This is a genomic window from Spirosoma sp. KCTC 42546 (genome assembly GCF_006965485.1).
In the GTDB taxonomy this organism is placed as follows: Bacteria; Bacteroidota; Bacteroidia; order Cytophagales; family Spirosomataceae; genus Spirosoma.
Genome location: NZ_CP041360.1, coordinates 4,423,502 through 4,437,885, shown reverse-complemented (window position 1 = coordinate 4,437,885; position 14,384 = coordinate 4,423,502). Strand labels below are relative to the sequence as shown.

At 47.4% G+C, this 14,384-nt stretch carries 15 protein-coding genes; 10 read left to right on the top strand and 5 right to left on the bottom strand.

The window, feature by feature from the left end:
- Positions 1-180: 180 nt before the first annotated feature.
- Together EXU85_RS18130 and EXU85_RS18125 are read left to right on the top strand one after the other, a co-directional pair.
- Positions 181-915, top strand: coding sequence for a hypothetical protein (locus EXU85_RS18130; protein ID WP_142773439.1), 735 nt, complete (start codon positions 181-183; stop codon positions 913-915).
- Positions 870-1,394 carry a transposase gene (locus tag EXU85_RS18125; protein WP_142773438.1) on the top strand — a complete coding sequence of 175 codons (525 nt, stop codon included), beginning with the start codon at positions 870-872 and terminating at the stop codon, positions 1,392-1,394. Before EXU85_RS18130 ends, EXU85_RS18125 begins: the two co-directional genes overlap by 46 nt.
- Positions 1,395-1,428: 34 nt before the next feature.
- Here EXU85_RS18125 and EXU85_RS18120 read toward each other — a convergent pair whose 3' ends face one another.
- Positions 1,429-2,445: an LLM class flavin-dependent oxidoreductase gene (locus EXU85_RS18120; protein WP_142773437.1), complete on the bottom strand. Its 1,017-nt coding sequence runs from the start codon at positions 2,443-2,445 to the stop codon at positions 1,429-1,431.
- 199 nt (positions 2,446-2,644) lie between these two features.
- Between EXU85_RS18120 and EXU85_RS18115 the strand changes: the two genes are divergently transcribed.
- The 5 genes from EXU85_RS18115 (at position 2,645) to EXU85_RS18095 (ending at position 7,093) form a co-directional block, all read left to right on the top strand.
- Positions 2,645-3,523, top strand: a complete 879-nt coding sequence (locus EXU85_RS18115; RefSeq protein WP_142773436.1) for a glycerophosphodiester phosphodiesterase family protein — start codon at positions 2,645-2,647, stop codon at positions 3,521-3,523.
- A gap of 12 nt (positions 3,524-3,535) precedes the next feature.
- Positions 3,536-3,934 (top strand): DUF2809 domain-containing protein, encoded by a 399-nt coding sequence (locus EXU85_RS18110; RefSeq protein ID WP_142773435.1) that lies wholly within the window; start codon positions 3,536-3,538, stop codon positions 3,932-3,934.
- 263 nt (positions 3,935-4,197) lie between these two features.
- Positions 4,198-5,016 carry a peptidoglycan-binding protein gene (locus EXU85_RS18105; RefSeq protein WP_142773434.1) on the top strand — a complete coding sequence of 273 codons (819 nt, stop codon included), beginning with the start codon at positions 4,198-4,200 and terminating at the stop codon, positions 5,014-5,016.
- A 66-nt stretch (positions 5,017-5,082) separates the two neighbouring features.
- The gene (locus EXU85_RS18100) at positions 5,083-5,757 is read left to right on the top strand and encodes a chitosanase (protein ID WP_142773433.1); all 675 of its coding nucleotides are present in this window, start codon (positions 5,083-5,085) and stop codon (positions 5,755-5,757) included.
- Positions 5,758-5,935: 178 nt separating this feature from the next.
- Positions 5,936-7,093 (top strand): DUF819 domain-containing protein, encoded by a 1,158-nt coding sequence (locus tag EXU85_RS18095; RefSeq protein WP_142773432.1) that lies wholly within the window; start codon positions 5,936-5,938, stop codon positions 7,091-7,093.
- Between the two features lie 10 nt (positions 7,094-7,103).
- Here EXU85_RS18095 and EXU85_RS18090 read toward each other — a convergent pair whose 3' ends face one another.
- The 3 genes from EXU85_RS18090 to EXU85_RS18080 all read right to left on the bottom strand — a co-directional run bounded on the left by EXU85_RS18090 (position 7,104) and on the right by EXU85_RS18080 (position 10,757).
- Positions 7,104-7,829 (bottom strand): hypothetical protein, encoded by a 726-nt coding sequence (locus tag EXU85_RS18090; protein WP_168207816.1) that lies wholly within the window; start codon positions 7,827-7,829, stop codon positions 7,104-7,106.
- 140 nt (positions 7,830-7,969) lie between these two features.
- On the bottom strand, positions 7,970-9,571 hold the full coding sequence (locus tag EXU85_RS18085) for a carbon-nitrogen hydrolase family protein (RefSeq protein ID WP_142773430.1): 1,602 nt from the start codon (positions 9,569-9,571) through the stop codon (positions 7,970-7,972).
- A gap of 148 nt (positions 9,572-9,719) precedes the next feature.
- Positions 9,720-10,757 carry a low specificity L-threonine aldolase gene (locus EXU85_RS18080; protein WP_142773429.1) on the bottom strand — a complete coding sequence of 346 codons (1,038 nt, stop codon included), beginning with the start codon at positions 10,755-10,757 and terminating at the stop codon, positions 9,720-9,722.
- A 246-nt stretch (positions 10,758-11,003) separates the two neighbouring features.
- On the opposite strand from EXU85_RS18080, the gene EXU85_RS18075 reads away from it, so the two are divergent.
- The 3 genes from EXU85_RS18075 to EXU85_RS18065 all read left to right on the top strand — a co-directional run bounded on the left by EXU85_RS18075 (position 11,004) and on the right by EXU85_RS18065 (position 13,464).
- Positions 11,004-11,996 (top strand): OmpA family protein, encoded by a 993-nt coding sequence (locus tag EXU85_RS18075; protein WP_142773428.1) that lies wholly within the window; start codon positions 11,004-11,006, stop codon positions 11,994-11,996.
- A 110-nt stretch (positions 11,997-12,106) separates the two neighbouring features.
- Complete coding sequence (locus EXU85_RS18070) at positions 12,107-12,595, top strand: hypothetical protein (protein ID WP_142773427.1); 489 nt, start codon at positions 12,107-12,109, stop codon at positions 12,593-12,595.
- A 119-nt stretch (positions 12,596-12,714) separates the two neighbouring features.
- Complete coding sequence (locus tag EXU85_RS18065; protein ID WP_142773426.1) at positions 12,715-13,464, top strand: hypothetical protein; 750 nt, start codon at positions 12,715-12,717, stop codon at positions 13,462-13,464.
- Positions 13,465-13,539: 75 nt separating this feature from the next.
- On the opposite strand, the gene nth is transcribed toward EXU85_RS18065, so the two are convergent.
- Positions 13,540-14,271 (bottom strand): endonuclease III, encoded by a 732-nt coding sequence (gene nth / locus EXU85_RS18060; protein WP_142773425.1) that lies wholly within the window; start codon positions 14,269-14,271, stop codon positions 13,540-13,542.
- Between the last annotated feature and the right edge of the window lie 113 nt (positions 14,272-14,384).

Here is a 14,384-nt window from a genome sequence, read left to right as displayed (position 1 = left end):
ACCGACCCATTTTTAGCTTAGCTCTATGCAGGTGAAGTCAGGTTCTTCAACCTGACTGTTGAGGTTTCTCAAAACCGAATAGGGCACAGTAGGTTTTGAGAAACCTCGCTACGTCGGGTTCTTAAACCAGTATTGTCCGAAATGTTTTTTCTTGTCGATTTGTTTTAAGTCTAAAAACCAATGAACACCGCCAAATTACCCGTAAAAACGCTGTTAGGCTATTTGCCGGATGAGGTGCTGGAAACATTAGCCCTAGACTATCAAGTCGATAAACACGTCAAAAAACTCCGCGGAGCCCTGGTTTTTAAGTTATTGCTCTATGGCGTTCTGACCACCAATGAGTTGAGTCTGAATGTACTTATGGCCCTGCTGGAAAAAGTGGGCATTCGCCACTTAATCGGCGTGGATGCTCACTTTACCACCAAACGAAACTCCTTAGCCGACCGGCTGGCTCAACTCGATTGTGGCTACCTGAAGGCTATTTTTAAGCAAGTTCTCAAGTTGGTCAACCAGCACTGGCCCACACCCACCGTCCAGGGCTATCAACTCCATCTGGTTGATTCAACCCTAGTGGCTTGTTCAGCCAAACTCTTGGGCCTGGGTATTCAACTGGGCCGTAAAGCCAACGATGAAACCCATCGTTATAAGCATATCAAATTTAGTATCGGCTATGATGGCTTAAAGCCCGAAACGATTCGATTTTATGATCAACAAACCCATGCCAGCGATGAAACACCCCTCAAAGAAACCATTGAATCGCTGGCTTTCTCGGCCAAAGATGTAGCCGTTTTTGACGCTGGGCTGCAAAATCGACTCACCTTTGAGCAGTTCAATAAGCCCCTGAGGAGAAACGTTTTTTTGTTACCCGCATCAAAGCCAACAGTCGTTACCAGCTTCTGGCTGAGCAGCGTATAGATAGCTCGACCGACACACTTGTCTTAGAGAAGGAGTCGTTGATCAAGCTCTATACGAGTTCGAATCGACTCCTTACGGACTCATTTCGCCTGATTAGTGCTCACCTACAAGACAAACCTGAGCAATCTTTGCTGTTTTTGACCAGCCTGCCCGATTCGCTCAGCGCATTGGAGGTGAGTCAGATTTATCGACAGCGTTGGCAGATCGAGAAATTCTTTCGGTTCATCAAGCAGCAGATGAATTTTTCTCATTTTCTGTCCCGATCCTTTAACGGGATCAAAATCATGGCGTATGTGATGCTCATTGGCGCTATGTTGATTGGGTTATATGGTCGGTTTAATGATCGGCCTGGGTTCAAGATCAACAAATTGCTGTTTGTCTATGAACTCGAAGCTGATCTGGTCAAAACACTTATTGTAGCATGCCACGGGGAGCCAACCTTACTGGACGATGCCTTGAAAAAACATTTCGGACAATAATGGTTGAAGAACCCGACGTCACATCTACGTATGCTTACACCCCAACCGCTTCTCCTTTCTCGACTGCCAGCGCATCGCGCACCTGCGCCGTGAGCGTAAGTGAGTGCTTTCGGGCTTCATGATCGAAAATAGGAGCCGTGAATATCAGTTCATTGGCCTGTGTTTGCTCAATAATATTCGCTAACTGCCGCTGAATGGTTCTTGGTGAACCTATGGCTGAGCAACGAAAAAAGGAATCAATTCCCGCCAGTTCGTAATCGGGCCAGGTCGCCGAAAGATCGTCGACCGGTGGCTGCATTTTTCTGGCTTTTCCCCGGCGGATATACAGAAACTGCTGTTGCACAGAGGTGAATAAACGCTCGGCTTCCTGGTCGGTGTCGGCCGCAATTACATTTGCGGCTACCATGGCATACGGTTCCTTTAAATGGGACGACGGTTTAAACTGCGTTCTGTACACATGCAGAGCCCGCATCAAGTCATTGGGCGCAAAGTGCGACGCGAAGGCGTAAGGAAGCCCAAGAATAGCCGCTAATTGTGCGCCAAACAAGCTAGAGCCCAGTATCCATATGGGTACATCCAGACCATTCCCAGGCACTGCCTGAACAAATTGGTTGGAATCATCGGGCTGAAAATAACGCTGTAACTCAAGTACATCCTGTGGGAATGTGTCTGGCCCAGTGGCATCGCGTCGGAGTGCCCGCGCTGTTGGCTGATCGGAACCGGGAGCCCGACCCAGTCCTAAATCAATCCGGCCTGGGTAGAGCGATTCTAACGTGCCAAATTGTTCGGCAATGACTAAGGGCGAGTGATTCGGCAGCATGATACCACCCGAACCCACCCGAATAGTTTTTGTGCCACCAGCTACATAGCCAATTACAACAGAGGTAGCAGCACTGGCGATACCCGGCATGTTGTGGTGCTCGGCCAGCCAATAACGGTTATAACCCAGTTGCTCAGCATGTTGAGCCAGACTGAGTGTATTTTGTAGCGCCTGGGAGGCTGTATTGCCTTCCACAATGGGCGATAAATCCAGAACTGAAAAGGGAATCATACGACGTTGTTCTAACTGGTTGCCTTATTTTTACGGCATATTATCGAACACAGATTGTTATGATTTTTATGATCATTCTGATTTAAGGAAAAATCATAATCAATCATAAAAATCATAACAATCTGCGGTCTATCTTTCAACAATCCACTTTATCAGAACGGTTCCAGAACACGCCCTGATCATATCATCAGCAACAAGAATGACCACAAAACAATTTATCGTCCTTGGCCTTAGTTTCGGCCTGATTGCCTGTTCCCCAAAGACTTATACCAACATCTCATCTGGTAAGGGCTACGAATTCTTTAGTTACAAACCCAATCAGGAGGTAAAGATTTCGGTGCACCGGGGTGGGGGTGATCTGAAGGGTTATCCTGAAAACTGTATCGAATCGTTTGCCTACATGGCAAAAACCATAGGGAAGCCAAATCGTCCAGTCATTATTGAATGCGATATCGACCTGACCAAAGACAGCGTCATGGTGATGATGCACGACGCCACCCTCGACCGCACAACCACCGGTACAGGGAAACTAATTGACAAAACATACGCGGAACTAAGCCCGTATCGGTTGGAGGATAATATGGGCAACGTAACACCCTATAAAATTCCGACGCTCGAAGATGTACTGCGTTGGGGGAAGAACAAAGTTACGTTTACCCTCGATGTCAAACGGAATGTATCCTTCGCAAAAGTGGTGGACATGATTCACAAAACGGGCATGGGCGACTATGCTGCCGTGATTACCTATAACGCGCAGGATGCGGCCAAACTAACTAAACTCGACCCAAATCTGATGATTTCGGTAACGATCCGCAATCAGGCTGAATATGACCGACTGCGTGAATTAGGTGTCCCCGATAACCGGATGGTGGCTTTCGTGGGCGTCAAAGAACCCGATGCCGACTTGTATAAATTTCTACATCAGAAAGGCATTGCCTGTATTCTGGGCACCCTTGGTAACCTCGATAAACAGGCCGCGGCCAAAGGTGATCAGGTCTATAAAACATTCGCCGACAACGGAGCCGATATTATGTCGACCGACAGACCGCTGGAAATAGCGAAGACATTGTACAAATGAGAAACCGATAAAATGCCTTCTATCCATCGAAACCGAACCATTTACGGATTACTGACCCTGATCATTCTGCTCATGGGTTTGGCCTCCAGGCGTTTTCTGGGGGATATCCCATTTGTAAAAACTTATATAGGTGATGTGCTGTGGGCATTAATGGTGTTCTTTGGCTTCGCCTTCCTGTTTACCCGATGGCCCACCAAAGCCATTGCTCTGGCAACACTCATCTTCTCATTCAGCATTGAGAGTAGCCAGTTGTATCACGCCCCCTGGATTGATAGCCTGCGGGCTACACGACTGGGCGGACTGGTGCTGGGTTTTACATTCGTTTGGAGCGATCTGCTCTGCTATAGCCTGGGTGTCATGATCGGTTTTGTTGCTGAAACGTTCCTAATTCCAGGTCGTTATCAGCGTTGATCAGCGCAATAGCTAGTTAGATGGACTTAATGGCCTATACAGTTAAAATTTCCTTTACAGACAGGATTTTTGAACAGCTCCCAATTGGGAGCTGTTCGTGTTATTGGCTGATAGTGAACGCGATAGTAAATTAATGTGCATTTCTCCTAATCCTATTTTCCTATACCGTTTACTCAAAAATTTACGGTTGATACGGATCGCTTTTGTAAGATTAATCAAGCAATTGATTTACTTACTCTTGCCTGCTTATTGAAACCACGACCATGCAAAAGACCTCCTTTCAAAACGAATTAACGATTAGTAGTACCCAACAACGGAATGGAGCCAGCAACTCCAGAAAAGAAGTCCGGAAAATTCAGTCCTGGCTAACGCTTTTCTCCATGTCACACCCAGGTTCGGCTACGGCTACAGGGATTGATGGCGATTTTGGGAAAGCCACAGAACAGGCTGTCAAGAATTTCCAGAAAGCAAAGGGTGTTGCCGAAACCGGTCTGGTGGACCAGGCCACATTCGACTTATTATCGGCTCCAATGCGGGCAGCTTTTTTAGGCGCTGGTCAGGGTGCTGGATTGCGGGAGCTGATTCTAACTATTGCCGAAAACCATCTTGTTAACCGCCCCTTTGAGTTGATTATTGATCAGCAGCCAAATTCGGGTCCATGGGTACGGGCGTATATGGATGGGAACGAAGGCTCGGAATGGTTCTGGTGTATGGGGTTTGTACAGGCTATCCTTGATCAGGCGGCTTCTGTACAGGGAAAAAATTTCAAGAAGCTTATGCCGCTGACCTATAGCTGTGATACGGTTGGTATGACGGGTTTGCAAAAGGGAATTCTTTCTCGGTACACACAGATTCGAAATGACCCTTCTGTAGTGAAACCAGGCGATATTTTCCTTCTGCAACAGGCACCTCATGACTGGATACATGCCGGCATTATTTCGGCAGTAGATGATGATATTTTTGAAACCATTGAGGGGAATACCAACGAGGGCGGGTCTAATAATGGAAATGCTGTACTAAAACGAGTGCGTAATTTCCGGAAATCGAAGCTCGATGTATTCTCTATTGAAAGCCTGGTGTGATCCATACTGAGTAACTAAGCAAACGAAAAAAATAGATTTTAACCACATCATTTAGTTTCTAACATCATGATTACAGTAGCCATAAAATCTAAAATTGAGCAGATCGTCAACGTATTTGAAACGGGCACCGCCGAAGGTAAATACGATGCGCTGGTAATCTTTAAAGATGGGAAAGATAATACCCGCCAAATTACGTACGGACGTAGCCAGACAACGGAGCAGGGCAATCTGAAAACATTGATCGAACTATATATAAACCGTGATGGCAAGTTTGCGGATGATTTTGTTCCTTATCGTACTAAAATAGGGACTGTGCCCCTGGTCGATGATGCTACATTTAAAGACCTGTTACGAAAATCGGCCAGAGAGGATGCCATTATGCGGTCAACGCAGGATGAATTTTTCGACATCCTTTATTACATGCCAGCGCTGAACTTTTTTACGGGCTTTGACTTTACCTTGCCGCTTAGCCTATTAGTTATCTACGATAGTTTTATTCACTCTGGGGGTGTGCCTACTTTTTTACGAGAGCGCTTCCCGGAGCGACCTCCTTCCCGAGGAGGAAACGAAAAGGCCTGGGTAACAGCGTACGTAAAAACAAGAGACGAATGGCTGGCCACGAATAAGAAAATTATCCTTCGCGGCACAGTGTACCGAACCCGCTGTTTCTTAACTCAACTAGAAAATGACAACTGGACGCTGAGTAAGCCCGTGAATGCACATGGTGTTGTTGTGCCCTGATCGCCTGCTATAGACCAGGTAATAGTTTATCAACAGCCAAACGGCACTGAACAAACATATTCGTTTAGTGCCGTTTGGCTGTTTTGTAGGAAGAAAGAATTAAATAGGGGTAAAAGTAGGAATATGCCACAGATTTAGCTGAAGATTGATTAGTTTACAGTCTTAATCACTTCATCCTGTGACTGACTCTATTTTCATTCTCTTCGTTCTTTGTTTAACTATTATCATCTGCGAATGGCTGAATAAAAAGCCCGGTTTCCGTCATATTGGAACGGCTTTGCTGGTGATTATTCTGACGGCTATCGAGGCCAATCTGGGTCTCATACCAACGACCGAAACGCCAGTTTACGAAAGCATTTTTAGCTACATAGCCCCGTTTTCATTATTCCTGTTACTGTTGAGTGTAAACCTGAAAGACCTTCGTCAGGCTGGATTGCCGATGCTAACGATGTTTCTAGTCGGTTCAGCGGGCACAATTATCGGCGTTTTTGTGAGTGTTTGGGCCTTTGCGGCACCACAAACCGTTGGGAAACTATTCTTTGCACTGGCGGGAATGTTTACCGGAACGTACATTGGAGGAGGCATTAATTTCCATGCCGTAGCCCTTCATTACGGCGTATCGAAAGCCGGGAATTTGTTCGTAGCCGCTACCGCTGCCGATAATATCATGACGGCACTCTGGATGATTGCAACACTGGCTCTTCCGCGTTTTTTTCAACGACGTTACCCGCGTCAGCAGTTGGCCCATCAACTAGATACAAGCAAAGCTTCCCATTCGGAAACATTGGTGGATGATGATCCATTCTCGGATTCAGAAACAATGACGCCGAATGATCTGGCTATCTTACTGGCATTGGGGTTTGGTTCTATTTTTCTTTCTAAACAAATTGCTGATGTAGTACCTGTCATTCCGTTCGTGCTGGTCCTGACTACGTTTGCTCTGGTGTTAGCTCAGTTTCGAGTCGTCAATAAACTGCGTGGAAGTCGGCTAATCGGCCTTTTTGGGATTTATATTTTTCTGGCCGTGATTGGCGCGTATTGTGATATTGCTGCTCTGCTCCACGATGGAAAACTGGCCATTGTATTGTTCGGGATGATTCTGTTGCTTGTACTCATTCACGCTAGTATTGTATTTGGTATCGGCGCGTTCTTTCGGCTGGATTGGGATATATTGGGTATTGCTTCCCAGGCAAACATTGGCGGGGCTACATCCGCGCTGGCATTGGCGCGTAGCCTCAATCGGCCTGATTTACAGCTTCCGGCGGTATTGGTGGGAACGCTTGGTAATGCCATTGGTACTTACCTTGGTATACTTGTGGCAGAGCTACTTCGGTAAACTAATAGGGCTATTCAATCCGGCAGGGGCCTTCTTCTGCCTGTGCTGACCCGGTTACCAGATTAATTCGACCAGAAACACATCTGTTCATCGTTGAATCAATCGTTCCCGCACTAAATAAATAGGGTTCGCCAGTGGGGAGGGCGGGAAGCTGAAATGAGGGGTAAAATGAAACGCCATTCGGTTTAAGTACCGGGAAGCCAGTTTTAGTTTTCAAGGCCTGGCAGGCTGCTGCACAGGAACCAAACGCCAGCTTGGCACCAATCTGAATAGGCTGGTAATCATCCCAGAGTCCACGCGAAGGAATTTGCGCTTCGGTTAGGTAGACGCCACGGGGTAAACTAATGGCAAAGTCTTTGGTAGTTCCCGGATCATAGTAGACCATAAACTGTTCATGATGACGGATGCTTAACCAATCCAGTTGATACATAAAATCAACCCGAAAGGAAACCCCTAACTGCCAATTGAAGAGTGTCCCGCTGACGTACTTAATGGCCGCATTAAAACGGGCGTCGTCGAGACCATTACGCTGAATAAACTTACGTTTCCAGACGGCCAGGTAATACTGAGTTAGTGAATCGGGCGTCTGGTTAACGGTATAGCTTGGTTGATCGCTTATAAACGGACAATCGCACGGGGCATCCTTGAGTACAATAGGAGCCGGTTGGGTTGATTGGTGCTGGCAACTGCAAACCCCGATCAGGAAAAGTATAACGACAAAACGGTTGATAAACATAGCCGGGCGTGTGTGTGCATGACTAGACACCATAGATGGAAAAAGGGTTGGAATTAGTAGCGCGGGCTTCCGCCTGCTCTACTAAATAAAAAATGCCGTAGTCTCAACACTACGGCATTTTAACTGGTGAAGGCGAAAGGCTAATCGGCCACAACGATCACCGGAGCAACCTGTTCCGGGTCGTTGTCGGCCGATGCTTTCTTTTGTTTGATTAGTGCTTTTTTAGCTGCTTTCTTCAATGTGACTTCGTATAAGTCCGTCCGGCGGTCTTTCAACACCTGCACGGAACCATGTTCGTGTAACTCTTTCAACAAGCTCAGGTCAACGTCGGCAATGAGTACCATTTCGGTGTTGGCAGTCGCTTCGGCTTTCACGGCGTTGGTCGGAAACTGGAAATCGGAGGGGGTAAACACCGCCGACTGGGCGTAGTTGATGTCCATATTCTGTACACGCGGCAGGTTTCCCACACAGCCCGAAATTGCTACGTAACATTCGTTTTCGATAGCCCTCGCCTGTGCACAATGCCGTACCCGTGAATAGCCATTCTGGGTATCGGTTAGAAATGGGATGAACAGGATTTGCATGCCCTGCTGAGCTAATATGCGGCCCAGCTCAGGGAATTCCACATCATAGCAGATCAGCATCCCGATTTTTCCACAGTCGGTGTCGAACGCCCGAATCTCGTAGCCACCCACCATACCATAGTGCTTCACCTCGTTGGGCGTGATGTGAATCTTCCGGTATTCTTCAAATGATCCATCCCGCCGGCAGAGGTAGGCTACGTTGTACAGCTTACCATCGTCGTCAACCAGTGGCATACTGCCTCCCACAATGTTGACATTGTACGAAATGGCCAGCTCGCAAAGTTTTTCGCGAACGGGCACCGTAAAGTCGGCTAGTTTTCGAATGGCTACCGGCTCGGGAAGGTCGTTGAAATCGGCCATGAGCGGAGTATTGAAAAACTCGGGCAACACCATAAAATCGGCCCGGTAATCGCTGACGGCATTGACGAAAAATTCAACCTGTTCCAGAAAAGCGTTCAGGTTTTTGAACAAACGCATTTGCCACTGAATCACACCCAGCCGAATAATGGAATCGGTATGCGGCCGTTTGTCTTTTTCGATCACATAGTAAATGTTGATCCACTCTAACAAGGTTGCATACTCTTTCGACTCCGAATCGCCGGGCAGATACCCCCGCAACACCTTTCTCACGTGGAAATCATTAGAAAGCTGAAATGTTAGGGTAGGATCATAGATCTCCTTCTGTTTCACTTTGGCAATGTACTCGCGGGGGGTCAGCTCGTCCGAAAATTTATTATAGTTGGGAATGCGCCCTCCGGCCAGAATCCCTTTGAGATTCAACTGCTCGCAGAGCTCCTTACGGGCATCGTATAACCGCCGACCCAGGCGCAAATCCCGGTAGTCAGGATGCACGAAAACCTCGATACCGTACAGGTAATCGCCTTCATCATTATGAGTTTTGAAGGTATAGCCACCCGTAATCTGGAAGTAGGTGTGGTTATCTCCGAAATCGCCATATTTTACCCGGATCGCCAGCGCAATGGCTACTGCCTTGCCATCTACTTCTACACAAAACTGACCCTCTGGAAAAATAGTGAGTAGTTTGTTAATTGAGCTTTTAGGCCAATAATCCCCGCCAATACCACTATATACCTCAATCATTGTTTCTTTGAGGTCGTGGTAGTCCGATTTCTGTAATGTTCTGGTTTGTATATGCATTACTGCTCTTTTACTTTCTTGGACTGTCTGTAATAAAGATAGAGGAAAGCCGCTCCGACACCCGTAAACGCGACCCTACTTTTCATGGAGACACCAGGAATAAAAAAACTAACCCCACGGTAAGATAGGCAGGGGCTTTTTTATTGGATTAGATGGTGTTCCCAATTGTTGAAGGCGTTAATACCGTCGCTAAATGCTCAAGATGTTTATCGGTGAAATCCAGATGCGTTACAAAGCGCACCAAATGTTTACCGAAGGGGATACCACGGATACCTTTTGTCTCTAATTGTTGAACGTAATCGGCGGCTAAGATGGTTTCGGGAAGTCTGAAAATGACGATATTGGTATCAATGGGCAGGATTTCCAGTACTTCGGGGAGTTGTTCGAGAATGGCCCCAATTTTACGGGCGCGGGAGTGATCCAGTTTCAGCCGGTCAATGTGGTGATCGAGTGCGTAGATGCCCGCTGCGGCCAGAAAACCTGCCTGCCGCCAGCCTCCGCCCATTAGTTTACGGAAACGGCGAGCCTGCTTAATGACATCTGCTTTTCCGAGTAGGAGCGACCCCACCGGACAGCCCAATCCTTTCGACAGGCAAATACTGATGGAGTCAAATAACTGTCCGTAGGCTGTGGTAGGTTCACCGGTTTCGACAAGGGCATTGAAAAGACGGGCACCATCTAAATGCAGAATCAAACCTTGTTCGGTACAGAGCTGTTTGATCGCGGCAATTTCGGGGATGGTATAATAACAGCCGCCCCCTTTATTGACCGTGTTTTCCAGGACAACCAGACGGGAAAGTGGTTTGTGTGAATCAGTAGGGCTATAAATATGCTCACGGATAAGCTCAGGAGTGAGCTTGCCCCGTTCGCCATGCGCCAGACTGGTGGAGGCTAAAGAATTCACTGAAATGCCTCCACCTTCGTACTGATACACGTGCGACAGGTAATCGCAGATAACATCATCACCGGGCCGTGTGTGGGTACGAATGGCGAGTTGGTTGGTCATGGTGCCCGATGCACAGAAGAGAGCGGCTTCCATACCAAAGAGCGAAGCTGCTTTGGCTTCCAGGGCATTTACCGTTGGGTCATCGCCAAGCACATCATCCCCAAGGGGCGCTGTAAACATAGCCTCGCGCATGGCGGGCGTAGGTTGTGTAACCGTATCGCTACGAAGATCAATTAGCATTTTAAGAATTCAAGAATCAGGTTGATGCAGTTTAAAGCCCTAAAGTTGATAAATTAAGCGCCAACTTGAAACCCTGAGTGGACAGCTTAAATCTGTTTAGAACTGAAGTTTGCTGTAAATACTGTCAAAAACGTTGATAGTCTTGCATTTATAGCACTTGCATGTATTTTTGAGCAACCTTTTCGTTCAATTCCGTCTCAATCAGGAATCCGAAAATTCGGTGTCTGTAAACCCCCTACCTTTATTATGCTAACAAACAAAGCTCCCTGGATCGTCCTTCTCGTTCTGTGGATGATCGGCTCGACCTGGTGGCATGTCTGCAAAATTAAGCAGCTATGCGGTGACGATATCAATCCCTCGGCAGCCTCAACCGAAACAACCATAGAGACGACGCCCCCTGGCGCCGATGCCTTTACGATTGCCGATGGTACACGCTTTCGGCTGGATCTTCCCGGCAATTTTGACTTTGCTAAATCGGGAGCCAATGCTAATATGAATAGCCTGGGAGGGTCGCTGGAAACGCTTATTACCTACCTGAAAGAGAATCCCGGCCGAACGCTCGAACTGACAGGTTACTACGCACCGGGCGAAACCAACACAACCAGTTTCCCAAATCTGGGTCTGGCTCGGGCTGAAGGAATCAAACAGTATTTAGTACAACAGGGTATTCCTGCTGGGTCAATTACAACCAAAGGGGAGGAACGCAATCTGCCATTTACAGCCAAAGGTGACTCACTTAGGGGTGGACTTTATTTTGGTTTTGGGGGAGAGGCTAACGAAGTAAAACCTGCTGATGAACCCGCCGTGACGGAAAAGCCTGCTGAAAAACCAGCCGAACCAATCAAGATTACGGAGCCAACGACAGAGAAAGCGTTAGCTGAAGCCGAAAAATTTACGTCTGTATTTAAGCCTATCGATCTCTACTTCCCACTGGGTGAGGCTAACTACATTAAAACGGGAGAAACAAAAAAATTCTTCGAGGAGGCCACTAAGTACCTGGCTGCTCACAAAGACAAAAAGCTCCTGCTAACCGGCCATACTGATAACTCCGGTCCTGATGAAGTGAATAGGCGCTTATCCCTCGATCGGGCCAATGATGTGAAGTCGAAATTACGAAAAGCCGGTATCGACTCGGATCAGATTAATGTGAAGGCTAAAGGCGAAACGGAGCCTAAGGCTGATAACAGTACAATATCGGGTCGTAAGGCCAATCGGCGTGTAACAGTAGTTGTTCAATAAAACAAAACTTGGTTCCGGTTTGATGGTACATGTTCCGCCGAGTAGGTCTGTTAAAACTTGGCAATTGAATCATCAAATCAGAAACGAATAACCATAAACAGGCAAGAATTATGTTTACTTTAAATCCATTAAACCTGCCCGATGCCCAGATACAATTGGGGATTATGTTGATCGTGTCGGCCGTGCTGGGGTTTATAATTGGTTATATTTCCCGGCAGCGAACCATCCGGGAACTGGAAGGTGAACTGGCCAGCACCGAGCGCGCTGTTGACGACTGCCTGCGGGCTCCAGTTGCTGCCGGTCCAGTGGCAGATGGCGAAACGATCGTGCTGAATCGGATTCGCGCCCGGGCCAATGAAATCAACTTTGCCCGGATTGGTCTGGCCTCGGCTGCCAACGCCGACGATTTGAAAATCATTGTTGGCGTTGGGCCATTTCTGGAAAAGAAACTACATGCCATCGGTATTTATACATTCAGGCAGATTGCCAATTTCAATCAGGAAGACATCGAGAAAGTAAATGACATTATCGAGTTTTTTCCGGGGCGTATCGAGCGAGACAACTGGGTTGGTCAGGCAACTGAACTGGCAAAAAAGTAATGAATGATCAGTTTACGGTTTTCAGTTTACGGTGGCTACCGCATTTCTAGTTTCATTGGGCCGTAAACCGAATACTGTAAACCTCAAACCTATAACCCCCTTTAAACTTCAATCCCGTCATGTTTGGATTAGATCCCTTTAGTCGTCCGGTGGCCATCACCGAAATACTACTTTTACTAACACTTGCCGCGTTTATTGGCTGGTTGTTGGGTCGATTGATACCCTCAGGCCGTATCAGTTCGCTACGGGCATCGATAGCGGATAAAGAGAGTGAACTGGAAGAATGCCGACGGTCAAAAGTAGCTGGCAAAGCGACTGTGGTACCGCCAGTTCGTTCGGTACCCGTTGTAGAAACACCACCTGCCTTTGTCCACGCTGATCCATTACTACCCGCCATTAGTTTCGATGATACGCCCGATCCAATTGATGTAGTGGAAGCGCCACTAGTTGTTAGTGCCCCGGTTGATGTGCCGGTGGTTGTCGTGCCGCCTGTTGTTGCACCGGCACCGGAGTTATCCCCTGTTGGTTCGCCAATGCCTATTGAGGCTAGGGTAACAACTGGTAATTCAGAGGCTGCTGTATTGAATCGGATTGCATCGAGGGCGAGCGAAATTAACTTTGATCGAATTGGGCGGGCCGTGGCATCCGAAGCTGATGACCTAAAGGATATTGTAGGCATAGGCCCATTTCTGGAACGTAAACTCCATAGCCTAGGCATCTACACATTTCGGCAGGTCGCTAATTTTACGAAAGAGGATATTGACAAGGTCAATGAAATCATCGAATTCTTCCCCGGTCGTATAGAACGCGACAACTGGGTCGAACAATCGAAAGAGTTTTACGACCGAAAATACGGCAGTAAGAGCTAAGGTTCCTGAGTTAACCAGTTCCACAAGGGCCTGTCCATGCGTATGGACAGGCCCTTGTGGTAGATAACGAGTTGGTCATGGATTGGCTGACTTTTGCTTCCGAATGGGCGTGCTACTCAGTAACGCAGTTCCCCCTGATTGATAAAAATCGCATATCGACTGTAAAACACAGTCGCTGCATTTTGGATAATACCAGGTGCATACCCGCTGGCCATGCCAGTAAAAATGCTTGTGAAAATTAAACAATACCAGTGGATCCTGTGGCAGGTAGGCCAGTAAAATTGCATGCGCTTTATCGGCACTCACCTTGGGGCCAATTAACCCTAGCCGTTGTGTAACCCGATGAACATGCGTATCAACGGGCAGTACAGGTTTGTGGAATTTGAAGAGAAGCAGAATCGTTGCGGTCTTTAATCCAATTCCAGGAAGACTCGTTAGCCAGGTCATGGCCTCTTCTGTTGACAAATCACCCAGAAAATCAACGTTGGCCGCGCCCGTTTCCCGGAAAAGATGTGTCAGCAGATTTTGTATATAAGGCGCTTTGATTTCGGGGTAATTCGCTGACTGTATGGCGTTAATCAGGTCGGGGAGGGGGGCATCCCGAACCTGTTCCCAGCTTGGAAATCGTTCCCGCATTGTGCGATAAGCCAATACTTCATTCGCATGCGTCGTGCGGTGCGACAAAATAGTGCCAATTAGCTCATGCATCGGATCTGAATACCCATGTATTTCCTGCATGTCATATACCTCATTCAGTCGCTCATGGGCGTCTTGTGTTTTATGGGCTAAACTGGAACTGGGCTGCATACAAAACAGGCTGGGTTAAACGGCTACGAATGTGTACCTGTTTGAACCCAGCCTGCTCGAGAATGTTTCCACCAGTTGGTGAACGGCAGTAGCCTTATACTATCATAATCTCA